The sequence below is a fragment of the Chitinophaga lutea genome, from assembly GCF_003813775.1.
Lineage (GTDB): Bacteria > Bacteroidota > Bacteroidia > Chitinophagales > Chitinophagaceae > Chitinophaga > Chitinophaga lutea.
This window is the reverse complement of sequence record NZ_RPDH01000001.1, coordinates 1,148,152-1,172,753: the sequence shown is the minus strand read 5'-3', so window position 1 is coordinate 1,172,753 and position 24,602 is coordinate 1,148,152. Positions and strand designations below refer to the sequence as shown.

Here is a 24,602-nt window from a genome sequence, read left to right as displayed (position 1 = left end):
ACAAACTGTTTAGTACCATGAAAAGAAAATATCGATATATAGCGACCTTCACACTGCTGCTGGCCGCCGCCGGTTGCAACGAAAAAGAATTTCTTACCCAGAATGATCCCAACAAGGTAACCGACGCCAGGTTCTGGAAAGATGAAAGCAGCGTTCTGTCCGCGCTGGCTGCAACATACAGCCCGCTTCGCCCGTCACTGTACGGTTACTGGGGCTCGTTTACGGGCATACAGGATATCAATTCACTGGGCGACGACGTGTTTACCATCCCGGGAGGAGAGCCTGCCACCTGGGGCGTGGCCAGTTTCACCAATGACGAGAACAACAGCGACCTCAACGATGTTTTTAACAACCTGTACAAAGGCATTCACCGGGCCAACCTGCTGCTGTCGAAAATAGAGGAGGTGAAGCTGGATGCGGCGAAAAAAGCACAGTATATCGCGGAAACGAAGTTCCTGCGCGGGCTGGCATACTTCATCCTGGCTTCCAACTGGGGGCCCGTGCCGATCAGAACCGCGCCGGTGGAAACAACGGACGGGTATGCCGTGCCTTGCGGTACGAAGGAAGAAGTGTGGAAACTGGTGATCAGCGACTTCACGGAAGCCGCGGCTGGTTTGCCGCCGGCGCGGGATGCAAAGGAGAAAGGCAGGGCCACCAGCGGCGCTGCATTAGCTTACCTGGGGAAATCGTACATGTTCCTGGAAGACTACGGGAAAGCGGAAACCACACTCGACCTGTTGAGCAAACCGCCCTATGCGTATGATCTGGTGAGTAACTTTGAGGATAATTTCACGGATAAAAACGAGTACAATGCAGAGTCTGTGTTTGAATGGACCTTTGCGCCGCTGGGCGACCAATATGGCGCCTGGAGCGTGGAATCGCCCAATTCCCCGATGTACAACTACCTGCCCCAGTTTATCGGCCCCCCTTCTGCCGGCGGCTGGTTCAAATATGTGCCGTCCAATTACATGGTGCGCGAATTCGTAAAAGAACAACGCCCGGCAGGTTCCGATACTAAATTCGATAAACGGATGTACGCCTCCCTGATGTGGAAATACTCCGTTCTCGGTGAGGCAGATGCCACGTTTTACGATAATCAAACATTCGAGCGGATGTGGACGTCCGCCATCTCCACCATTGTACGGCTTCACCCGGGCACACAGCTGGATACCGTTACATACGGAAGGTTCCTGATCAGGAAAGGCACCAATGCATGGCGGAATGTAAAGGACGCCGATAATTACTGGGGCGCTACGCCTTCTACAGCCAACTTCCGGGTATTCCGTTTCGCCGAAGTTTTACTGCTGCGTGCAGAGGCGGCAGCGCAGAACGGAAAGAACGGCAAGGCGCTGGACGATATCAACCGCATCCGGAGAAGAGCCGGCCTCGCAGACAAAACCGGCGCGGACCTGCCAGGGAAAACGGACCTGCTCAAAGAAATCGACCACCAGAAATTGCTGGAGTTGTTTTTTGAACAGAATCGTGTGTACGACCTCAGGAGGTGGCACAAAACCGCGGCGGAGCTGTCGCAGGTGCTGAAAGCCCGCGAGAAGCAGGGTGCGAACGTATTTCAAGCGAAACACTATGTATTCCCTATTCCGGCCAGTGAGTTGAAGTCGAATCCCAAGGCCAGGCAGAACAGCCTGTGGCAGTAAAGTGGATCAACGCCGGATTAACTGAAAAGCGGGCTGCGGCCTACCCGGTGAAAAAGCACCGGATGTGCTGCAGCCTGCCGGTTAAGCTGCGGAATTAATCATTGCATCTATGAAATTATTTTCCTGCCTTTTATTGGCGGTTTTATGCCTGGCTTGCCGGCAACAGAAAAGAAGCCCGGTGCCTTACTGGGCACAGGAAGGTTTTCAACTGGACAGTCCGCAGATGGACCGGGTGCCTGCCGTGTTCAGAAACGGTTATATCCTGCTCAGCCGGCGCGACGAGCCGGGGGCGCTCTACCTGCTGAATGCGCAGGGTAAAGTGGTGTGGCATCACCAGGTAAAAGGAGCCGGTTTCAAAACGGCGCATTTTACCGGACATAAAACCATCCTCTGTATCCTGGGCAGCCGGGAGTACGCCACCAGCTATGGCAACCAGGTGCTGGAGCTCTCGCTGGAAGGAGATACGCTCCTGCATCTGCAGAAAGGCCAGGGTGATTTTACGACCAACGCACATCACGACGTACTGCCGGGCCCCGGCGGCAATATCGTGATGCTGAATACGGTTGAAAAACAATACGACCTGCGCGCGAAAGGAGGGGGCGTTGCGGATACGGTGAAAGGCGACGGCATCCTGGTGTTGGACCGTAAAGGGCGCAAAGTGTGGGAATGGACGGTATTCGGCGCACTGAACCCGCTGGACGATGACGATATCGTAAACACGCGGAAAGACTGGATGCATGCCAACAGCCTGAGCTTCGACAAAGACGGCAACTACCTCGTTTCGTTTTATAACAATGGCCAGGTCTGGAAGCTGGATGCCCGGACAGGGGCGGTCATCTGGAAGTTCGGCCGGCTGGGTGATTTCAGTTTTCCCGATTCAGCCGCTTTTGACATGGGGCATGCGGTACACCTGAATGATGAAGGCGACCTGATGTTGTTTGATAATGGCGTATCGCGCAAACAATCACAAACGCTTGCATTCCGGCTGAATGAAAAGGCGCGGACCGCGATACCTGTCATCCGCACTCCCATTCCCGCGTACCTGTTTAACGACCGGATGGGAAGCGCTTACCAGGCAGGCCCGGAGCATATCCTGCAATGCTGCTCGAAAAAGAACACCGTATTGCTGACAGACAGGCAGGGGACCATCTGCTGGCGCCTGCGCTGTGACTTTATCCCTTACCGTGCCGAGTTCATCCGGAAAGAAGCATTACCTGATTTTATTACAGATTGATCACCGGCGTTAACAAACAATTGTACACATGAAAATGAATGCATCCCGGATTGTATGGAGCTGCTTCCTGGCAGCTACCGCTGTAACCGTTGTCTATTCCTGCCAAACGAACGTAAAAGGAAAGAATGTTGAGCCGGAAGAAACGGCGCCCGCCGCTGTTTTGCTGAAGGCAGACAGTGCGGCGATTCCTGATGATAAATATGGAGCGGCCGTAAAATACGGGCAGGAACTGATGTACAGGACCGCCTACTACATCGGCCCCGACGGCGTCAACGGCCGCTACCTCGGCAACAGGATGAACTGTACCAACTGCCATCAGAACGGAGGTACAAAGCCTTATTCGTTCAACCTGATGCTCTCGCACGAGCAATACCCGCAGTACCGTGCGAGGGAAGGGAAGGTGCTCACGCTCGCGGAACGGGTAAACAATTGCATTAACCGGCCCCACAACGGCAAATCCCTGCCGCTGGACAGTAAAGAAATGGTGGCATTCCTGGCCTACTTCAGATGGATCAATAGTTTTGTGCCTAAAGGGAAACCTCACAAAGGCGGCAAAAACCTGGATATCGTACTGCCCGATGTAGCGGCCAGCCCGGAACGCGGGGAACTGTTGTATGCACAGCATTGTTCAAGATGCCATGGCGCTGACGGAGAGGGGATACTGATCGAAGATAAAAAAGGATACGCCTACCCGCCCCTATGGGGCCCGGAAGGTTACCAGCCCGGGTCCAGCATGCACCGCATCATTAAGCAGGCTCAATGGCTGAAGGCCAATATGCCGTTCGATAAAGCCACCTGGGAGAAACCATTCCTCTCGGATCTGGAAGCCCTCGACATTGCCGCTTTTGTAAACGATGACAGCCGGCACCGCCGGCAAACTCCTGCAACTTTCGACTATCCGCACATCGCGGAAAAAGCACTGGACTACGACAAGGGCCCTTTTGCGGATACGTTTTCCGCAGTAGCGCATAAATATGGCCCTTACAAGCCAATGATCGATTACTGGAAAAGCAAAGGGCAGAAAGTTACCTATTGATTGTTAACACGCAGGGGTTGTTTCAATGGGTGCCCTTTTATCCGGGTACTGTTGAAGCGGCCCCATTGCTTTTTATGTACATTGATGTTCCCGGTTTTGCAATGGCCTGCCCGGCGGATGTTTATATTGCCGGGAAGCCCGGGTCACGAAATATTCTCCAGGTACTTCATCACCTCCTCCTTCTTGCGGCTCGACACCGGCACCTGTTCGCCGTTCTGCATCTGCAGAATGCCTTCCCTGTAGTATTTTTTTACGTACTGGAAATTGACGAGGTAGGATTGATGGCAGCGCAGAAAGCCGCTGGGAACGAGGATGCTTTCATATTCTATCAGGCCTTTTGAAACGAGCAGTTCCCGTTTATCGTTGAGGAAAAAGGTGGTATATCCTTTATCGCTTTTGCAGTACATGATGTCTTCGATGGATATGATCTCCATGTATTCCACCCGCTTCAGCGCAAGCCGTTTGGCGGCCGTGGCGCCCTGGGCGGCATAGTGCTGCCGGGCTATTTCCAGCTGCTGCCGGTCGAACTGCTCCTGCTGGCGGTGATGGTAACATTTGTCCAGGGCGGCGGCCAGGGCCGCTTCATCGATCGGCTTCAGCAGGTAGCCGAATGCGCCCATGTTGAGGGCCTGAATGGCGTACTGATCGTAAGCGGTGAGGAAAATAACCTGGAAGCCGGTATCGCCGATTTCATCGAACAGCCGGAAGCTGTCGCCGTCTTTCAGGCGGATGTCGGCCAGGATGATGTCCGGTTGCAGGCGGGGAACTTCTTCGGCGGCCTGTGCAATTTCAGGGGAGTGCCCCACCAGCTGCACGTAGGGAATGTTTTCAACCACCTGCAACAGGTGCTGCAGGATACGTTTTTCATCTTCCAGGATATAGAGTTTCATGCGCATATCGTGGTCCGTTTAGTCTTTAATGGCGGGGATAACGATGTGTACCGTTACACCGTGCCGCCCGTTTTCCTTTTTGTTTTCGATCTCGAATTTCGCTTCCTGGCCCCGGGAATTGAACAGTACGTCGAGGCGTTCTTTCAGGATGGTGCCGGCCAGGGATTGTTTTTTCTGGCCGTTGACCACTTTGGCGCCCAGCCCGGTGCCGTTATCGTCTACGGTGATGAGCATCCGGCCGTTTTCAGAGCGGAAGGATACCGACAAAAGCCCCTTGTAGCCGATGTTCCGGAAGCCGTGCTCGATTGCGTTCTCGACGAAGGGCTGTACCAGCATGGGCGGGATCAGCAGATCGTCCTGGTGGAGTTGTTCCGCCACGCTGATGCGGTAGTCGAACAGGCCCGCGAAGCGCATCTGCTGCAGCTGCAGGTAATGTTCGAGGGAAACGATTTCTTCCTCCAGGCTGATAAAATCGCGGCGGCTTTGTTCCAGTACGTTGCGCAACAGGCCGGAGAAAGCGGAGAGGTAACGCACCGATTCCTTCGTGTCACCGGTGGCGATGAGGCTTTGCAGGTTGGCTACCGAGTTGAAGATAAAATGCGGGTTCAGCTGCGCCTGCAGCAGCTTGTGCTCCATGTTCAGACGGCGGTTTTCAGACTGCAGGAGTTTGTTCTTTTCGGTGAGGCGGTATTGCTGGTGCATGAAGTAGAAGAAAGACAGCACGCCCACAAACACGAGGAATGCCAGCACCAGCGTCCAGCGCTGCTGCCGGATGATCTTTTCATTCAGGGTATTGCGGCTGTTCAATTCGGCGATGCTCTGGTCTTTTTTCTCCGCTTCGTATTTTTTCTCGATGTCCGCAATTCTGACCGCCTCAATTTCCCGGATGCGCTTGATCTCCACGCCATAAGCGGAATCGATCATCTCCAGGGCGAATTCGTAATCTTTTTTCTTTTTATACGATTCCACCAGCCCTTTGAGGTACGAAGGATGCATCAGACCACCGCTATTTTTTTGGGAAAGTGCGATGGCTTCCCTGAAATAGGGTATGGCCGAGTCTGGCAGGTTATTTTTCAAAAGGCTGTTCCCCAGGTTGTTCGGGGCGGTTTCGTTCATGTTGTTCGTGCGCTTCAGGTATTCATAATACAGCCTGCTGCTGGCAAGCGTTTTGTCGAACTGTCCCCGTTTTGCGTAGATCTGGGCGTCGTTGTCGAAAGTACGGGCGATCGCCAGGCTGTCCCCGATATGTTCCGCCAGGCGGCGGGCCTTGCTATTGAAATCCGCCATTTTATCCGCGTCGCCCATTCTGGCGGACAACAGGAAAGAAATATCATAGTACCGCTGCTGGATGACCGGGTGGGATTGATACGGATGGTGTTTGAAGTAACGGGCGGAATAATCGAGGGATTCCTTTTCATTCTCGTTCTGGTAGTAGGATCTGGCCACCAGGTCGTAAAATTTGTAGGTGAGTTTGCTGTGGAGCCGTTCCGCCGTTTTGACGGAGGACAGCAGCCTGTCCATGACGACGCCGTCCACGACCCTGCCGCTCCGGGTGTCCAGTGCCAGCAGGCCGTAGCGCTTGAGTTGCGCTATTTCGCCGGTGCTGTCGCCCGCCATTTTTTCGTATTCCATCCGGGCGCTGTCGAACTGATTTTCCAGGACGTACCGGCGCGCGCGGAAAAAATGCGCATATGGGTTGGCGCTGTCGGCCTGGTGCCGCAGCAGGCTGTCTTCCCGGTAAATCGCTTTCCGGTAGTCGGCAAAGGACAAGGTGTCCATGGCCAGGATCACCGGGAGGTAGTCCCTGTTCTGCAGCGTAGCCGCCCGGCGTTGTTCCTGGTCCGGCGTTTTCGTTCTTTCCCCGCAGGAAACGGCCAGCACCGATATTAAAAGTCCCCATACAGCGGAAGCAAATCTTCCATTCATGCGCGTATCGAATTAATCCAGCGAAAAAACGGAAAAAAAGCTATAAAAAGTCAATGGGGGCCAAAACTAATCAACCGGGCAAATATCCGGCGGGTTCCAGTCCATATCCGTAACGGGGTTTCCTCAGCCGACGGCTGCATCCAGGGAGGGGACACCAATCATACGAATAAGGTTGTTCCGGCGCGGGAACAGTGAGGCAAATCCTGATTCGGATGCTCCGATAGGGGCTTGCGGAAGCAGGGCGTTTTACTGAAGATGGCGTTCGCGTTCAAACCTCCTTAATCCCACAATGTTCCGTCGAGCCCCAGCACCGTTCCCATCCAGAGGCCGATGATATAGATCACCACGCTTACAATGACGATGAGTGCTTTCCTTCGCCCGCCTTCGCCGAACAGGTATTCGAGGAAATAAGAACATGCGCCGCCTGCCGCACCCGCTAAAGGAACGATGATGAGCGGCCGCACCTTCCAGAAGTTCCCCCACTCAGGTTTGCCTTCGACCGGCAGCACGAAAAGCGCGATCAGCACCAGTGCGATCGCTGCGCCGATCAGCATGCGTTTCACCAGTGAAGCGGTACGGATCGATTTTGTTGTTGAACTGTTTTGAGTTGACATCTTGCGATATATTTGACGTGAGTTAATTTTCTTTGTTGAATACACGCTGACCACCGCCGCGCTTTACGATCATCTGTTTTTTAGCGGGGTCGAATTCAAAAACTATCCCGGGGCCTTCGAGCCGGAATTTGTCCACAGCGGTGGGTTCCAGCGGGAAGGGGGATGTTTGCCCCGGCGGCTGTGCGTACAGCGTGGCGCCGTTGCGGGTGATGGTAAACTTGACGGGCGCCTCGGATGTGCCATATACGCCTACGTATTTATCCAGCACGTCTATGCTCACGGCGAAGGGCTCAAAAGAGGGGATTGTAAAAGGCCTGTTGCCGTAGATATCCGTGATGCCGTTCATGATGTTGCCGACCGGGTACACCTTGCCGTTCGTCGCATAAGCCAAAGCCAGTTTTTCCTCCGGAAGGTAGGCCAGCCAGGCGCCGAAACCATCTACCCCGCCGGTGTGGCCATAATAGGTTTTCCCCGCGAACTGGAAAGTGTCGATGCCCGATCTTTCCTGTATCATCCGGTTAAGATCGCTCCGGGAGATGAGTTGGCCGTCGAAGAGGGCCCGGATGAATTTTGCAAGGTCCGGCGGGGTAGACACCAGGAAGCCGGCGCCGAAGAGGATGCTGGGGTGCGTTTCCGGCCCGTTTTGCCATTCGGAGATATAGTGGAAGGATGCGCTTTCGCGGTTATCTGCGGTGGTACCGGCGGGGTAGGTGTCGTGCAGCCCGATCTTTCCAGTGATCTGTTCCTGCAGTGTTTTCTCATACGGCTCGCCGGTCAGTTTTTCGATCAGGCAGCCCAGCAGGAAATACCCGGCGTTGCTGTAAGCATACCTCGCACCCGGCTCAAATTCCGGTGTTCCCTTCGCCATCGATGCCAGCATCTCTTCTTTCGTTCGGGGGACCGTTTTCGGCAGCCTGGACTCCCTGTCAGCGTAGATGGGAGGAAGGCCGCTCCGGTGCCCCAGGATGTGAGCAATGGTGATCTTCCCGGCATTCGGCATCTGCGGGAAATACTTCCCCAGCGTGTCGCTCAGTTTCAACCGGTTCTTTTCAGCCAGCTGGAAGATCATCGTGGCGGTGAACATTTTCGTGACCGACCCGATGCGGTACCTCGTGGTGGCCGAGGCGGGTATCTTTCCATCTGCGGAGATACGGCTGTAACCGATGGAACGGCTGTACTGTACTTTCCCGTCTTTGACGATACAAAGGGTGCCCATGGCCTTGTTCTTCTCTGCCAGCCGGTCAAAGAAACGGTTGAGTTTGGCCGTGTCCGGCGCCTGGGTGTAGCCCGGGATGCAGTATGCCAGTATCAATAAGCCGAGGCATAATGTTTTAATACTCATTATTGTAGAGATTGAAGGTGCAGTGTATGAGGTGTCCGGCCTGAAGGAATAATTCCGCTCTTAAAGTGCTTTGTAGTTCAAAGGTAATGAAAAGTACTTTGTATTTCAAAGTATTTAATTGAGAATATTATATCACATCCATCACCCTGGGAACCTTCCCGTAAAAAGGGAATGTTCCCAACGCAATTGCAGGCAGGGGCGCAGACCATCTATGGACGCACGCCTTAAATTTGAGGATGCACGTTAAATTCCACTTCATGGCGCAGTTCCTCGTGGCGCAGCTCATCGCGTTTCAGGTACAGGCGCAGCAAACACTTCAATTCCACGATCCTTCCGGAAAGATATCCGCACAATTATCGGTGCAAAATGGCCGGTTAACCTGGTCGGCGGCAGCGGGCAACAAAACGCTCGTCGGGCCGTCTGCCGCCGGGGTGGTGTTGCACGACGCAGAGCTGGGCAGCAGCGTGAGCGGCATCTCCCTCATCCGCCAATCCGCCACCAGCAACAGCCGTATATACGAGGTAGCCGTAAAAGGCGCGACGTATTCGTTCGGGATCGAGTTCCGCCTGTTCAAAGACGGTTGCGCATTCCGGTACAGGCTGCCGGGCGAAGGGCCAAAAAGAATCAGGAAAGAACGCACGGTATTTACGATACCCGCCTCCTCCCGCGTATGGTTCTTCGAACGGAACAGCGCCTGGAAATTAAAGTCGTACGCCGGGTGGTGGACGCATACGGCTGTCGACAGCCTGCCCGTTATTTCGTCCTCCGGCCCGGTGCAGGGCAAGCCGCTGGTGATGCAGCTGTCCGATAAAAGTTACATGGTCATCACCGAAGCCGCGCTCTACGATTACAGCGGCATGCGGCTGGAAGCTACCGGCCACCGCACCGTACAGGTGAATTTCACGGAAGGCGAACAGGGATTCGAGGTGCAGGGCGGCAGTTTTTCGCCGTGGAGGGTCGTGATGTATGCGGAAGACCTGAACAGCCTGGTGAATAACGGGATGATAGCGGCATTGAATCCCCGCCCCGATAAATCCCTGTACGGCGACGTGTCTTATATTCAGCCGGGAAAGGCCGTCTGGAGCTGGATCACAAGAAAAAACAACTACATGCAGCCGGATGAAGAAAAACGCTTCATCGATGCCGCCGCCACACTGAAATTCAATTATACCCTGCTCGACGAAGGCTGGGAAACGGTGTGGCCCGATAAATGGACGCAGCTGAAGGATATCTGTGCATACGCGGCGAAAAAACAGGTGAAGGTGTGGGTGTGGCGCGATTCCAAATGGCTGCGCGAACCCCGACAAAGGGATGGTTTCCTCGACAGCCTCGTGCTGTGCGGGGTTGCTGGCGTCAAAACGGATTTTATGAACAGCGAGGCGAAAGAACTGGTGGATTTCGAGATCGGTTTTCTGAAGGCCACGGCCATCCGGAAGCTGATGGTGAATTTCCACGGATGCCACGCTCCGACGGGCGAAAGTATTACCTATCCGAATGAGATGACGAGGGAAGGCATCAGGGGCCTGGAGCTGAATAACATGAACGAACCGGTACCGGCCTGGCACAACGCCGCGCTGCCGTTCACCAGGTTGCTATGCGGCCATGGCGATTATACACCGGGCTTCTTCACCAACAAAGGCCCCACCACTTATACGCATCAGCTGGCGTTGATGTATCTCTTCAATTCCCCGTTCCAATGTATGGCTGAAAGCCCCGTCACGATTGTGAATGATCCGTTGTACGCGCCGGTCATTCCGCTGCTGCAAACCCTGCCGGTTACCTGGGATGAAACCCGGGTGCTGGAAGGAAGCGAGATCGGAAAGCTGGCGGCCCTTGCAAAGCGGAAAGGGAAAGAGTGGTATGTGTCTGTGATCAACGGAACGGATCAGCCGCAGGCGTTTACCTTACGCCCGGATTTTCTGCCGCGTAAAAATCATAAGGCCCTGATAGTAAGCGACGGCGATGGTTTTGTAGTGCAGGAAAGAAATATCGGTAACGGGGAAACGGTAAGGTTTACCATACCGCCCACGGGCGGCCTGGTGATCCGGCTGACGCGGTAAGTGGTTCATTGATTCTTGCAAAGGATATGGCGGTGCCGGTTGAATGAGACATAAAGTCTACAAAGTGTGGAACCTTAACAGGCATCCATATGGCGGCAGCATGTCATTCCAGACCCGGCAGAAACAGCAGCGGCACGTTGGAGTTGTACGCCAGTTTTTTAGAAATGCTTTTATGGAAAAGGGCGGAAAAACCACCGTGTTTTTTCGGAACGGAAATGATCATCGAAGCCTGCCGTTCTTTCGCGTAGCTCAGTATCCCATCCACCACATCATCCCGGCTGATATACCCGAAAGTCGGATTGTATTTTTCCAGCAGGCGGTGCAGGTCGGTGATGGCTTCGAAGGTTTCCGGCCTGTATTTTTCGTCCGTTTCCCCGCCTACATTCACGATATACAATTGGGCCTTGAAAGCACCTAGAAAATCATCCAGCCGGGCGGCCGACAGGTGATTCACATCTTTCAGATCGGTGGCAAAAACCACGGTTTTAACAGGCCTGCCCACCAGCGCGTCTCCCGGTACCACCAGCACGGGTACGGTGCTTGTTTTCAGTATCTCCGCCGTGACGCTGCCCAGGAGCAACGCCTCCAGGCCGGACTTTCCTGACACGCCCATTACAATGGCGGCAATGTTTTCCTGCTCCGCGTAGGCGGCAATCGTATCGGTGAGTAAGCCTTCCCTGGCCATCATTTCGATCTTTACGCCAGGGCCGGCCAGGGTGCTGAGCCGGTCGTGCTGCAGGCCCAGGGACTCCATGCTGGCCAGGTACACCTCGTGGCTGTCTTCGATAATGGGTATTTCCGTTCCACCCACGTAGGTCTGGTAGGCGTGGTAAAGAATGAACCGGTCCACCTGCAGCAATGGTGCTATTCCGCAGGCATATTCCGCCGCACGGAAGGCGGCTTCGGAAAAATCGGTCAGTATCAGCAGTGATTTCATGATCCGTTTTAGGGAAATAGCCGAAATAATTATGCCATCATCGTACATCCGGGCCGGTTTTTTGAAGCGGCAACAGAACAATTCCCGATAGTACGAATGGACGGGCCGCTCACACCGGGCGTCAGATCTGGCAACGGCCTTTTCCTGAAAAGCCACCGCGCTAAATTCACTATCTTGTCATAGCTTTTCAACAAGATGGCTTTTATGCAAAGAAGGGATTTCCTGAAGAATACACTGATCACTGCAACGGGTATGTTGGTATGGCCGGCGTTGAGCCGTGGGGGTAATGCAGCGGAAGTACTGAACGAGGCGGGGTTTTTACGCCCACCCGCCCACTGCCGCCCGCAGGTGCTGTGGATCTGGCTCAACGGGCACGTGACGGAAGAAGGCATCCGCAAAGACCTGGAGGCGATGCGGCAAATGGGCCTCGGCGGCGCGTTGCTCTTCAATACGGAAGGCGCCGTGCCGCGTGGCCCGGTAGATATGGGCGGCACGCAATGGCGCAGCCTGATGCTGTATACGATGCAGGAAGCGCAGCGGTTGCAGCTGCAGATCATGATACACAATTCAGCGGGTTTCTCCGGTACGGGCGGTTCGTTCGTTCAGCCGCAGCAGAGCATGCAGCAGCTGGTTTGGCGTACCGTGAAAGCGGCGCCGGGCCAAAAGGAATATTCCATCCCCCCGCCTTTCACCAAGCTGGGTTATTATCGCGATATCGCCGTGGTGGCCTTTCCTGAACTACCTGTGCCGGCATTGCGGAAACTGATGCTGAACGGGAAGGAAGAACAACCGGATGCCTGCTTCGACCAGGATCCTGAAACGGCCCTGCGGCTGGAGAAAACGGGTGATATCGTTTTTGAGTTTGCGGAAGAGGGCGCCTTTCAGTCCGTCACGATCTGGCGCAAGCCGGAAGTGCCGCGGGATGTGTACGACGGCCCGCCCGACAGTCCGCCTACCTTCCAGCTGGAAAGCGCTCCGGACGGGATAAATTATTCCACGGTATGCACCATCGTGATGCCGCAGCTGCGTAAAATGAATGCGCCCGGCGCGGCGGTTTTTCCCGCAGTGAAAACAAAATTCTTCCGCCTGCGCACCAACATCAGCACCTGGTTATCCGAAGTGCAATGGCATGCACATGCGGCGGTAACCAACTGGCCGGGCAAAGCCAATTTTTACCAGCATGTGGCGGAAAGCGTAACCACGGCAACGGCGGATGAGGGCATCGATAAAAAACAGGTGCTGGATCTGACGAATCTTTTGCAACCCAACGGCACACTGCAGTGGGAGCCACCTTCCGGCCACTGGACCATCCTGCGCATCGGCCATACCGCCACCGGTCAGCTTGGCGCCTCGCAACCCGATGCGGCGGTAGGGCTGGAGCTGGACAAATTCAGTCGTGATGCGGTAGACGGTTGGTTCCGGCATATGGACGAATACCTCTTCAACGCGTTACAACGCTATCCATCCTGCCGGGGCCTGCTGATCGACAGCTGGGAAGTGGGCGTGCAAAACTGGACGCAGCGCATGCCGGAAGCTTTTCTTCAACAGCATGACTACGCCATCTCCCAATGGCTGCCTGCCCTGACCGGCCGCATCGTCGGCAATGCGGAGGCTACCAACGCCTTCCTGTTCGACTTCAGGCGCACGCAGGCAACCCTGGTGGCTAAAGAATACTACGCGGGTTTTAAGACCCATTGCAACGCCAAAGGCTGGCAGTTGTGGGGCGAGCCGTATGGCGACGGGATGTTTGACAGCCTGCAGATTTCGCAGTCGATGGATTTGCCGATGGGCGAATTCTGGACGCGTTACGCGCCCGGCACCATGAATAGCATCGGCGTGGCGCTCTCCGCGGGCCATACCGCCGGCAAACGCGTGATCGGCGCGGAAGCGTTCACCGGCCTGCCGGAAACATCGCGGTGGACGGAATACCCCTACGCCCTCAAAGTGCAGGGCGATCATTTTTATTCGCTCGGCATCAACCAGCTGATGTTGTCCGTGATGGTGCATCAGCCATATGCGCACGGCCTGCCCGGCTTTTGTATGGGCCCTTTCGGATCGCACTTCGACAGGACCAATACCTGGGCCGCTTTCACCCATGGCTGGACCAGCTACCTAACCCGCACGCAGTACATGTTGCAGCAGGGGCATTACGCGGCGGACTTTGTATTCTTCAAAGGAGAAGAATCCGCCGCATCTATCCCGGACATAGATCACGTAATGCCGAACAGCCCCACCGGCTATGGCGCCGATGTAATCGGGCCGGATGCGCTGTTCCAGGATATTCAAATCCGCGACCACCGGATCGTTTTCCCAGATGGCATGACGTACAATGTAATGGTGATGATCCAGCTGCGGAAGGTATCGCTGCCCGTGCTGCAAAGACTGAAAGAGCTGGTGGAAGCCGGCATGCTGCTGGCCGTCAATGAAAAACCCGAATCCCCGCCGGGCCTTAGCGGCGACGCAGCCGCCCTGCGCGCGCTGGCCGATGAGATCTGGGGAGACCTGGACGGCATCAAAGTGAAGGAACGCAAATTGGGCAAAGGGACCCTATACAGGAATAAGTTGTTGGCCGACATCGTACAGCTGCCGCCGGATTTCAGATACACGTCGGTAAGGCGAGATGCGGCCATCCGTTTCACGCACCGCCGCACGGCGGATGCCGATATTTATTTTGTGAGTAACCGCCTGCGCCGCCATGAGCGCGTCATCGCTGAATTCAGGATAAAAGGCATGTTGCCCGAGCTGTGGAACGCGGAAGACGGCAGCATCACGGAAGCGGCGATGTACCAGCCTACCGACAACGGCATCCGTGTGCCGCTGGAGTTTACACCTACCGGCTCGTGGCTGGTGGTATTCCGGAAGCCATTGCCGGGTAAAGGCATCGAAGCGTTGACCCAAAACGGCGAACTGCTTTGTTCCGCGCTGCCCGCTGCTGTACCGGCTGCGGATTACTGGGCGCAGGTGCAGCAGACATTTTCGATAGAAGTATGGATCAAACCGGATACTTATGCCATGCCGGGCAAAGGATACGTGGTGTATCCGCCCGAAGGGGAGCAGGTCTACGGCAAGGGATATGCCTGCGCGGGTATCGCCGCGGGCCAGAACGTTATCCGCATCTGCGAGCGTACGAAAGGCGCCGCCTATTTCTCGAAAGACGTGGTGGCCGTGTATCAGCCCGTTTCCGGCTGGACGCACGTGGTGGCGGTATATCACGATGGAATACCCGCCCTGTACATCAACGGTAAACTGGCAGGCCGCGGCGTTGCGGGTGAATACAAAGTGATTCCGGGCCTTGGCACCAAACCCACCGGTGAATTGCATTCCAGCGTTTTTGAAGGGAATGCCACCGAACCGGCGCTGCACCGCGAAGCGCTTGGTCCTGAGAAGATAGCGGCGCTGTATGCCGCTAAACTGCCGGCTCCTGCATTGCCGGATGGCCTTCTGCTGCGCCGGCAGGGCAAGCGTGTCAAAGCACTGGCCTGGCAGAACGGGAATTACCATGTAGACGGATATGAAATCAACGTAAAAGATAAATGCGCCGTGCAAACGCTGAAAGGCGCATGGCAATTGCAATTCGAGCCGGGGCGGGGCGCTCCGGCAAGCATGCGGCTGCCGGAACTGATATCGCTGCACCGCCATACCGATTTTAACGTGCGTCACTTTGCGGGAGTGGTAACCTATAAAAAGCAGTTCCACATCACACCCGTCGCTCTACAGAAAGGCAAGCGGGTGTTTCTCGACCTGGGCAGGGTGGAGGTACTCGCCGATGTCAGCATCAATGGGAAAAAAGCAGGCATGTGCTGGAAAGAGCCTTATCGCATCGATATTACGTCCTTCATCAGAGCGGGCGACAACAGCATGAGCATACAGGTAGCCACGCTCTGGCCCAACCGCCAGATCGGCGATGAGCAGCTGCCGGCAGAGAATGCTTACACGCCGTCTCATTACATTGCAACAATGCCGGAATGGTTCGTGCAGAACAAAAGTAACCCCGGCCGGCGCGTTACGTTCGCTACCTGGAATAATTATAAACCGGAAGACCCTTTACTGGAAGCCGGCTTGCTCGGGCCGGTGCGATTGATCACCGCATGGGAACTGCAGCTTCCGGCAACCGCGCAATAAGCCCGTTTGTATTATGACAAATAAGATCAATGAAATGCTGGCCATGTATGGCCTGCGCGAAGAGGGGAACCTCGGCGCCATGCTGGATGAATCCTGGGACGACGATGCCGTCAGGAAATATTGCCGGGATGTGCTGGCAACGTATCCCGATCTGAAAAAAGAAACCTGGATCGTCGGGATAGAAGGAGGGGATTATATCTACAGCTTTGGCGGCAACTTCGTTTTTATCACGGATGACATCTGGAGTTTTAACGTGGTGGCCACACAACCGGTATTGGCGTTGCTGGCGGAAAGCATGGTGGCGCTGAGAGAGCGGCAGAGGAATGATACGCAGCAATAATTACGTTCAAAATTATTCGTTAAATTCCGGGTGTTTGAACGCTGTCATGTCGTAACGAAAAACCTAAAAGAAATGAACGAACAGGAATTCTGGAAAATAATCGACCGTTCGGCTGTTGAATCGAAGCTGGACACCTCCTTACAAAGCAATATCATCACGGAAATGCTGGACAGTTACACGATCGAACAGATGATTGAGTTCGAGATTATTTTCCGGCAGCTGGTGATAGCAGCAGACGACTTCAAGATCCTGGGCGCCCAGAAAATAATCGACGGCTATGTATCGGACGATTCCTACCTGTACTTTCGCTGCTGGCTCATCGGGCTGGGTGAAAGCACATTCCGGGAAGCCTTGCAAAACCCCGATATTCTTGCCGATGTGGTGCATGAAGGAACGGTGGCGGACTTCGAGGAACTGATGTATGTGACAACCACGGCCTTCTTGAAAAAGACAGGTAAAGAAGAGGAGGATGATAGCTGCCCGAGAGCCATTGCTTTGTACAAGGGATATGATTATGATTTTAATACCCCGCCTACAAAAGGAACGGACTGGACGGAAGACCAGTTGCCTGTCTTATATCCAAGATTGTGGGCTAAGTTTCATTGAGGGTATTGAAGCGGCAGCTGCCGGAACCGGTTGGATTTTCAGGAAGATCGCCCCGCAGCCGGTTATTGTTTCACTTCAAAAGCGCCAATCGCTCTGTTGGATTTGAATCGCGTGCCCGCATGATCCTTTTCCGGATGCTGCACAGCAAAACCCGCACCCGCAGCAGGACTGCCGGCTTTAATGGAAAAATCTTCCTTCGCCGTATCCCTGAACAGCGGATCCTTCCCTGTCAATGTGCTTTTTTCATGCGCCGGTAATTGTGGCCCCGGCCATGCACTGTCGCCGGTATGGAACCAGAGGTTGTTGGAAAACGTAAAACTTTCCGCTGCGGTACCCGGGCCTGTGCTGCAGGCCGTGCGCACCTGCTCGTCGAAACAGATGATATTGTTGCGGAAGGTATTGTTGCCGCATTTCCCGAAACGGGCCGTATCCTTGTTTTCCTGCAAGATGCGGATCACCCACCTGCCGGGTTTATAGATGGTGTTGTTGACCACTTCCGAACGGGTGCATCCTACAAAAGCAACCGGCACCTCCGACCCGATGAATACATTGCTGTGAACTTTCAGGCCTTCCGCTTCCCAGGCGGCATTGGCCGGCCTGAAAAACGCGGTGCCCGTGCTGCCGCCCAGGTTGATGGCCCTGCTGCCTGCATTTTTAAACACACATGCCTCTACGAAGATATTGCTGCTGCCGCCTTTCATCTGCACCGCATTGGCGCCCATGTTTTCAAACCGGCACCGGCGGATGAGGCTGTTGTGGCAGCCCACCATATCGATGCCGCTGCCGCCCGGTGAGCCGTTCAGGAAGGTGCATTCTTCGATGGTGAGATCGTTCGCGCCGGATAATTTCAGCAGGTCGTTGTTGCCGGTAGCGGCCATGTCGCGGAAAATACAATGCCGGAACACGATGTGATGCGAGGGGGAGGCGTAAGTGCCGCCATCGTCGAGGTTGAGGCCGTTGCCCGTTTGCCCTGTGAATACCATGCCTTCGATGTGCAGGTAGGCGATATCGCTGCCCCGCCACGCCGAGGTTCCTCCCTTGAACAACACATCGCCGTTTTTTTCTGCGAGTAGGTATATCCAGCGATCGGGTTTGCCTTGCAGGCCCTGTAACGATTGGTCGCCGGCATGAGTGCCGTTGTGCAGCAGAATGGTGTCGCCGGGAACGGCGGCCTTCGCCGCGACGGTCAGATCAGGATATGGCTGCCCGTGACCGGTGTGCAGCACGTTGGCTGACGAAAAAACATGCAGACAGAGAAGCGGCAACAGGATGCAAAGCAGGCGCATAAGGGCAGGCATTTGCTTAAAAGTAATGCAAAAAAACGTTTCTTCTGCCGGTAGGGCAGCCTTGCCGGTGGAAAGAGCACAGGCAGGGCGTGGCATTGGAGGTGATAGATATTCACGACCTCAATGAAGAACAACGCCGGCATCTCGTGAAATTGAAATAATACCCAGCTTGGGGCAGTTCGTTCTGGCGGATCTGTGCCGGGGAGTACAACCGGTAGGCAACGATACCTCCTACCCGGTAATCACCGCTTTGCGGTGATGTTTCACCAGGTGGCTGATCAGGTCGGGAATGATGACGCGGGTGCGCATGTTGAAGCCGGCGGCAATTTCGGTGATGATGTCGCGGAAGTGATAACCGACGGAGCCTACGCAGTTAAATGAGTATCCGTCGTAACCGGGATAACAGCTGACGAGGTTGGTGAAGAACTCCGTAAAAGCGGTATGCAGCACGGCGTGCGCGTAGTCGCTGTCCGTGCCGGGCTGGTTGAGGAACCTGGTGAAGCCAGCACAGAAGCGGTTCGGCATAGGTTCTTTGTACACTTTGTGCATCACGACTTCCTCACTCAGCCCATACGTCTCCACAAACAAACGCCGCACTGCGGCCGGCATTTTATGCCGCAGGAAATCCGAGAGTATTTTTTTGCCGATGGCGGCGCCGCTGCCTTCGTCGCCGAGCATGAAGCCCAGCGAGTCGATGTTGTGGGTAATGGCATGGCCGTCGTAAAGACAGGTGTTCGTACCGGTGCCCAGTATGGCGGCAAAACCCGGCTCGTCGCTCAGCAGGCCGCGGGCGGCGGCCAGCAGGTCTACTTCCGCGGACACATGCGTGGCCCGGTCAAAGAGTTTGCGCAGCATCTGTTCCATTTCACCGGCCTTGTCGTCCTGGCAGCCCGCGCCGTAAAAATGCAGCCGGCTGATGAGAGCCGGGGCAGCATAGGCAGGGAAGCTGCTTTGGATGGAGTGGGCAATGTATTCCCCCGACATAAAATAGGGGTTGTACCCTTCGGTGCTGAAATAGGTTTCCGTGCCTTCGTTGTTCACCAGGCACCAGTCTGTTTTTGTGGAGCCGCTATCTGCTATCAGTAACATGTTTTTCTTTTAGAAAGTGGACAGATCTTTTTTGCGCCCGATGAGGTGCCCTTTTACGGCAAAGAATCCGATCACGGCATAACAGGGAATGACCAGCCAATACGCCTGTTGTTCGTTAAAACGGTCCGCCAGCCTGCCGTATAGCAGCGGCAACACGGCTCCGCCGCTGATGGCCATTACCAGCAAGGATGCGCCGGCGTTGGTGAACCGGCCCAGGCCATGGATGGAAAGCGGCCAGATGGCCGGGTACATCAGTGAATTGGCCAGTCCCAGCAGCGCAATGAACAATACCGAGGTATAACCGCTGGTAAAGATGGCCCCTAGCGCAAACACGATGCCCATCAGCGCCGAATACTTCAATGCCGCCTGCTGGCTGAGGTAACGCGGTATCAGGATGATGCCGGCCAGGTAACCCACCAGCATGGCGAGCAATGTGAACGACGTGAAAAAACGCGCCGTCGACATTTTAATGCCCTGGTAAGCGCCATAACTGATAATGGTGTTGCCTGCGATCACTTCCACGCCAACGTACAAAAAAAGCGTGAACACACCCAGCAGGAGATAGGGAAAACGGAAAACACCGCCACGTTCAGCCGGCGCGTCTTCTTCTTCCGGCGAAATTTCCGGCAGCGGCGAACGGTAAATGAGTACCGCCAGTATCACCAGCAATGCGGTGATCACCATGTACGGCATCATCACTTTCTCCGCCAGTGCATCCAGCGCCATTGTTTTTTGCGCGGCAGTCATCAGCTGCAGATCGGCCGTCAGCGTATCCACATCGTTCAGGATGATGGCGCCCAGTATCAGGGGCGCCACAATGCCGGCTATGCCATTACAGATGCCCATGATGCTCATTCTCCGGGCCGCGCTTTCCACGGGTCCGAGGATGGTCACATACGGATTGGAAGCGGTTTGCAATACCGCCAGCCCCGCACCCTGCACAAACAGGCCCGTCAGGAAAACGATGTATTGCCGGTACATGGCGGCAGGCAGGAAGAGCAGGGAGCCGGCAGCTACCAGTAACAGCCCGGCCGACATCCCGTTTTTATACCCGGTTATTTTCAATAACCACGCGGAAGGTGTCGCCATCACGAAATACGAAATGTAAAACGCAAACGCCACCAGGTACGATTGAAAGCTGGTGAGCTCGCAGGCTATTTGCAGGTAGGGGATCAGCACGGAGCTCAGCCAGGTCACAAACCCGAAAATGAAAAACAGCGCGCCGATGATGATCAGCGGATGCAGGCGGGCAGGTGCGGCGCCCGTGATGGAAACGGAAGATTGCGGCATGTCGGTTAGCGGTTTTTACGGCGGATGTTATCCAGCACGGTTTCATAAACGTCAACGGGAAACTGGGAGGGTTGCCCATACCAGAAAAAGGAATCAAGTCCTTCGTAAGTACCTTCCTTCATATGGCGCGAGGTGGGCAGGTAACTGGCCACGTCATTACAGTACCCGGCCACGCTCACAAGGCTGCCGGGGTACAGCGCTTTGATACCGCTGCCGTACTCCGTTACAACCTCACGGGAAAGCCCTACCAGTTTCCAGTTGCCGATGTTGATGGTTTGCACGTATACCGGCATCGTGGCCGGCATCGTGTTGGTGTTGTAATAATGCTGCATCATCCGGGCCCAGCGCACATTGCGGTCGGGGATCATCTGCCCGGCATTTTTTGCATTGTCGTTGTACATGGTTTGCACCGCTGCTTTTGCCATGGGCCGGGTAGGGAAGGAAATGCTGTCTGTATAACAGGTGATGGGGCCGGTGATGGGCGTCATGCTGCCTGCCATGGCCTGCCGTACGTCCGCGGCCAGTGCGTTGCCGGTGTTGGTGTGGTTGGCGTCCTGCGGGTTGATGTCGCCCGCGCAGCCCTGTACGAATACGGCATGACGGATGTTGTCCTTCCCTTCCAGCGCGGTGCGTGCCACCGCAGGGTAATTGGCGCTGAGGGTAACGCCTTCGCGCCCGGAGGCATTAAATACGGGATGGCAGCCGGTGAGGAACAGCACGGTCTTTTCCTGGTTGTCCGACCGCACGGCGGTGATCACATCCACATCGTTGTCGTACGGCAAGGGAGCGGTGCTCAGGCAGCGGTTGCGGCCAATGGCGGTTTTGCTCCGGCTGAAGTACAGGCTGGATGGGGCGAGGTTGCGGATGGCGTTGCTCACGGCGCGCACCACCGCCGGCCTCACCACGGCATGGAGGTAACTGCTGTCCGGTTGCTGACAGGGCGGATGCCAGGTGATATAAGGCTGCGCCACGGGCGCAAAATGTGTATGCGAAGCATTGAGCATAACGGCCTGCGGAGGAATGCGCAGCTTTTTGCTGATCTCCTGCTTCACTTCGCCGGCAAAGGCATGATCGAACCCGCAGACATCCAGGCCCACGATCACGACACGCTGTTTGCCTGCTGCAATAGCGAGTGCGGAGGCGCTCATGTTACCGTCGCTGTTGTGCTTCGCGATGAACAGGTTGCCACCTGCGTCGCAGCCGTAGAGTGTGTTGCCCGCTACTGCAATGTGCCGCAGTCTGACGTTGTAGGTAAGCCCGTTGTGCCGCGCCATGCGCAACCAGTTACTGTCTTTGGCGGGATTGCGCCGGTAAATATTGTCATCGGCGGTAAGGACGTACAGTTCGTTGTTGTATGCGGCAAGACTGATGACATTCCCGGGCGCCGGCATGTTTTTCCATTGGAGGTTTCCGCCGCGCACATCCGTGTATTGCAGCCCCGCCGGGGTAGCGATGTACAGCTTGCGATGCAATACGGCGATCGCGGTGGCGTTGCCTGCGCTGCCTTTGGATGCCCACACCGGGCGTTTCTGTTTTTGCAGCGGCAAACGCGTTTCCAGTAACGCGCCGCCGGCATCGATGGCGTACAGGGTATTCCCTGCCGCCGCCAGCAGCCGTACGTTGGCGGCAGCGCCGGCTTCCTGCCAGGCGGGATTATTATGGCCTGCCGGTGCAGTGAACAGGGAGTGGCCGTCCGTGGCAAAGAGCGCGCTGCCCCCGCCCGTGAGTGCAACGCCACCTCCGGCGATCTCGCCTGTTTTGATCCACTCCAGGCTGAAGCGGCCTTCCGTTGGAGCGCCGTATCCGGCCAGTGTCAGGGAAAACGGCCAGGCGGCCGGTTCAGTGCTTTCCCTGGCAAACCCTGCCCTGTACTGCTGCCCCTTGCCGGGCAGGTAACAGTACAGAAACAGGAAAGTGCAGAGTAGGTATCTGGAAAATTGCATGTTCATGATGTTTGAAACAGATCAGAGTTTGGCGAGCGCTTTCGCGTTTTTCTGGATTTTGCGGATAGCGGCCGCAATTTGATCCATATCGGTACGACTGCCCAGCAGCATGGTCTGGAAAAACCAGATGGCCTGTTCGCCGCAGAGTTTGTCGTTTTGCGGGCACTGGCTTCTTTCCAGCCACTGGCGCATGGTTTTTTCACCGTAGATTTTCAGGTAGTGTTTGTTTTTGGCCAGACCCGTTACATATTCGTTGCGGTTCATCATGCCGTATCCTTCCGAGCAGGGCACGCCTTCCGCTTCCAGCGCTTTCAGGAAAGTGGCGCGGCTGAGACCGTCGAAGTGGTTGCGGTCGTAGCGGAACATGTACAGATGGAATGCGCTGAGCGTGGTGCCTTCGTACAGTTTGGCGGGATAGATGCCTTTGATGTCTTTCAGCAGCGAAGTGAGATAGGCGGCGTTTTCCGCACGGCGCTTTGCCTGCGCCTGTAACCTCGTCATCTGCGCCAGCAGCAGGTTACCCTGGAACTCGGTGAGGCGGAGATTGGTGGCTCTTGTGCCGGTACCGGTGCCGTAAGAGGTGGTGTGCCCGCCCTGACCCTGGTTGTGGAAGGTGTAACAGGTCTGCGCGAAATCACCGTCGTTGGTGGTGATGGCGCCGCCTTCCGCGCAGTTCAGGTTTTTGGATGCCTGGAAGCTGAATGCGCCGGCCAGGCCAAAGCCGCCTACCTTCTTGCCTTTCCATTCCGCCAGGTGCGCCTGGCAGGCATCTTCTATCAGCGGGATGCCGGTTTTCTGTGCGATGGCCATCAGCTTGTCGAGGTTGGCGGGTGAACCGCCGATGTGCACCGGCATAATGAGCCGGGTCTGCGGCGTGATGGCGGCTTCCACTTTACTGGCGTCGATCTGGAAACTTTCGATATCGGTATCCACGAATACCGGCAGTGCATAGTTCAGTACCACTACGTTGTAGGTGGCGATGAACGTGTAAACGGGAATGATCACCTCATCGCCCGGACCAATATCTTTTGCACCGAGGATCGTATACAACGCGCTGGTGCCGCTGGACACGCCGAGGCTGTGTTTGACGCCCAGCATTTTAGCGTATTCTTTTTCGAAAGAAGACACCACATTGCCGCCCAGCCGGCCCCAGGTGCCGCTTTTTAATACGTCTGTAACGGCCTTTTCTTCCGTTTTGTCGAACAGCGGCCATCCGGAGAAGCCGCCGGGGTGGGCTTTGGGACCGCCGAGTATGGCCGGTTTTCCGTTGTCTGCTGCGTTGGCGATGTGGGGGAGGCCCAGTACCATGCCTGCGCCGGCTATGGCCATGTTGCTGATGAATGTCCTGCGTGGCAAATTATTTTTTGTCATAGTAAGGTTTTTATGAGTAGACGGAATGTTTGATTATGCTTTGTGCGTACCGTTGAGTGCCGTCATGGCTTTTTTAACGCTGCCGTGTTCCAGCAGGATGGCCTTGGCCTGGTCGTATGCGGCGATGCCGGATTTCTGCATGAGCATTTTCACGGCGCGGTCGGTGATCTTGTCGTTGATGAGTTTGACGTTCACCATACTGTTCCCTTCCACGCGGCCCAGTTGTATCATGACGGTCGTCGATATCATGTCGAACAGCATTTTCTGCGCGGTGCCGCATTTCATGCGCGTGCTGCCGGTGATGAACTCGGGCCCGGTGATTACTTCCACAGGCAAATCGGCCGCTGCCGCAATGGGGGACTCCGGGTTGCTCACGATGCAACCCGTGATAACGCCCAGCCGCCGGCATTCCTGCAATCCCGCCAGTACAAACGGGGTGGAGCCGCTCGCGGAAATGCCGATCACGATATCGTTGGGGGTGAGCTGCTCCCGGCTTAGCCGCTCGAGCGCTTCGTTCACATCGTCTTCTTTCTCTTCCGGCGCCTCGGCGAGGTTTTCCACACCACCCGCCAGGATGACGTTGACGATGCCTTTGGGAATGCCGTAGGTGGTGGGCAGTTCCAGCGCGTCCAGTACCGACAGCCTGCCTCCGCTGCCGGCGCCCATGTAGTACATGCGCCCGCCGCTGCGGAGCTTTTCCACGATTGCTTTTATCAGCGTGCTCACCTGCGGCAGCGCTTTTTTGATGGCCACGGCAACGGATGCGTCTTCGTTATTGATCAATTCGACCAGTTCCTCAACCGGTTTGTTTTCCAGGTTGTCGTGCCTGGAGGGTTGTTCAGTAATGCGCGTCATATAGAT

At 55.6% G+C, this 24,602-nt stretch carries 18 protein-coding genes; 7 read left to right on the top strand and 11 right to left on the bottom strand.

The window, feature by feature from the left end; all coding sequences use genetic code 11:
• Positions 1-17 precede the first annotated feature (17 nt).
• The 3 genes from EGT74_RS04490 (at position 18) to EGT74_RS04480 (ending at position 3,925) form a co-directional block, all read left to right on the top strand.
• Positions 18-1,655 carry a RagB/SusD family nutrient uptake outer membrane protein gene (locus EGT74_RS04490; RefSeq protein WP_123845331.1) on the top strand — a complete coding sequence of 546 codons (1,638 nt, stop codon included), beginning with the start codon at positions 18-20 and terminating at the stop codon, positions 1,653-1,655.
• 109 nt (positions 1,656-1,764) lie between these two features.
• Positions 1,765-2,889: an aryl-sulfate sulfotransferase gene (locus tag EGT74_RS04485; RefSeq protein WP_123845330.1), complete on the top strand. Its 1,125-nt coding sequence runs from the start codon at positions 1,765-1,767 to the stop codon at positions 2,887-2,889.
• A 28-nt stretch (positions 2,890-2,917) separates the two neighbouring features.
• The gene (locus EGT74_RS04480) at positions 2,918-3,925 is read left to right on the top strand and encodes a c-type cytochrome (RefSeq protein ID WP_220392812.1); all 1,008 of its coding nucleotides are present in this window, start codon (positions 2,918-2,920) and stop codon (positions 3,923-3,925) included.
• Positions 3,926-4,068: 143 nt separating this feature from the next.
• On the opposite strand, the gene EGT74_RS04475 is transcribed toward EGT74_RS04480, so the two are convergent.
• From EGT74_RS04475 to EGT74_RS04460, 4 genes are all read right to left on the bottom strand, one after another.
• A complete protein-coding gene (locus EGT74_RS04475) occupies positions 4,069-4,821 on the bottom strand; it encodes a LytR/AlgR family response regulator transcription factor (protein WP_220392811.1) in 753 nt (250 codons plus the stop codon).
• A gap of 12 nt (positions 4,822-4,833) precedes the next feature.
• A complete protein-coding gene (locus tag EGT74_RS04470; RefSeq protein WP_123845329.1) occupies positions 4,834-6,741 on the bottom strand; it encodes a histidine kinase in 1,908 nt (635 codons plus the stop codon).
• A gap of 278 nt (positions 6,742-7,019) precedes the next feature.
• Positions 7,020-7,355, bottom strand: a complete 336-nt coding sequence (locus tag EGT74_RS04465; RefSeq protein ID WP_123845328.1) for a potassium transporter KefB — start codon at positions 7,353-7,355, stop codon at positions 7,020-7,022.
• A 22-nt stretch (positions 7,356-7,377) separates the two neighbouring features.
• Positions 7,378-8,697 (bottom strand): serine hydrolase domain-containing protein, encoded by a 1,320-nt coding sequence (locus EGT74_RS04460; protein WP_123845327.1) that lies wholly within the window; start codon positions 8,695-8,697, stop codon positions 7,378-7,380.
• 236 nt (positions 8,698-8,933) lie between these two features.
• Here EGT74_RS04460 and EGT74_RS04455 point away from each other — a divergent pair, with 236 nt between their 5' ends.
• Complete coding sequence (locus tag EGT74_RS04455; protein ID WP_123845326.1) at positions 8,934-10,757, top strand: glycoside hydrolase family 97 protein; 1,824 nt, start codon at positions 8,934-8,936, stop codon at positions 10,755-10,757.
• Between the two features lie 103 nt (positions 10,758-10,860).
• On the opposite strand, the gene EGT74_RS04450 is transcribed toward EGT74_RS04455, so the two are convergent.
• Positions 10,861-11,694, bottom strand: coding sequence for a universal stress protein (locus tag EGT74_RS04450; RefSeq protein ID WP_158618002.1), 834 nt, complete (start codon positions 11,692-11,694; stop codon positions 10,861-10,863).
• Between the two features lie 204 nt (positions 11,695-11,898).
• Between EGT74_RS04450 and EGT74_RS04445 the strand changes: the two genes are divergently transcribed.
• From EGT74_RS04445 to EGT74_RS04435, 3 genes are all read left to right on the top strand, one after another.
• A complete protein-coding gene (locus tag EGT74_RS04445) occupies positions 11,899-15,816 on the top strand; it encodes a glycosyl hydrolase (RefSeq protein ID WP_158618001.1) in 3,918 nt (1,305 codons plus the stop codon).
• 13 nt (positions 15,817-15,829) lie between these two features.
• Positions 15,830-16,156 (top strand): hypothetical protein, encoded by a 327-nt coding sequence (locus EGT74_RS04440; protein WP_123845323.1) that lies wholly within the window; start codon positions 15,830-15,832, stop codon positions 16,154-16,156.
• A 72-nt stretch (positions 16,157-16,228) separates the two neighbouring features.
• A complete protein-coding gene (locus tag EGT74_RS04435; protein WP_123845322.1) occupies positions 16,229-16,762 on the top strand; it encodes a DUF4240 domain-containing protein in 534 nt (177 codons plus the stop codon).
• A gap of 62 nt (positions 16,763-16,824) precedes the next feature.
• On the opposite strand, the gene EGT74_RS04430 is transcribed toward EGT74_RS04435, so the two are convergent.
• The 6 genes from EGT74_RS04430 to EGT74_RS04405 form a co-directional block, all read right to left on the bottom strand.
• Positions 16,825-18,048 carry a right-handed parallel beta-helix repeat-containing protein gene (locus EGT74_RS04430; RefSeq protein ID WP_158618000.1) on the bottom strand — a complete coding sequence of 408 codons (1,224 nt, stop codon included), beginning with the start codon at positions 18,046-18,048 and terminating at the stop codon, positions 16,825-16,827.
• A 231-nt stretch (positions 18,049-18,279) separates the two neighbouring features.
• Positions 18,280-19,137 (bottom strand): N-acetylglucosamine kinase, encoded by an 858-nt coding sequence (locus tag EGT74_RS04425; protein ID WP_123845320.1) that lies wholly within the window; start codon positions 19,135-19,137, stop codon positions 18,280-18,282.
• Positions 19,138-19,146: 9 nt separating this feature from the next.
• A complete protein-coding gene (locus EGT74_RS04420; RefSeq protein ID WP_123845319.1) occupies positions 19,147-20,427 on the bottom strand; it encodes a sugar MFS transporter in 1,281 nt (426 codons plus the stop codon).
• A gap of 5 nt (positions 20,428-20,432) precedes the next feature.
• Positions 20,433-22,370, bottom strand: coding sequence for a hypothetical protein (locus tag EGT74_RS04415; protein WP_123845318.1), 1,938 nt, complete (start codon positions 22,368-22,370; stop codon positions 20,433-20,435).
• A gap of 21 nt (positions 22,371-22,391) precedes the next feature.
• A complete protein-coding gene (locus EGT74_RS04410) occupies positions 22,392-23,741 on the bottom strand; it encodes a DegT/DnrJ/EryC1/StrS family aminotransferase (RefSeq protein WP_123845317.1) in 1,350 nt (449 codons plus the stop codon).
• 33 nt (positions 23,742-23,774) lie between these two features.
• On the bottom strand, positions 23,775-24,596 hold the full coding sequence (locus EGT74_RS04405; protein ID WP_123845316.1) for an N-acetylmuramic acid 6-phosphate etherase: 822 nt from the start codon (positions 24,594-24,596) through the stop codon (positions 23,775-23,777).
• Positions 24,597-24,602: the final 6 nt, after the last annotated feature.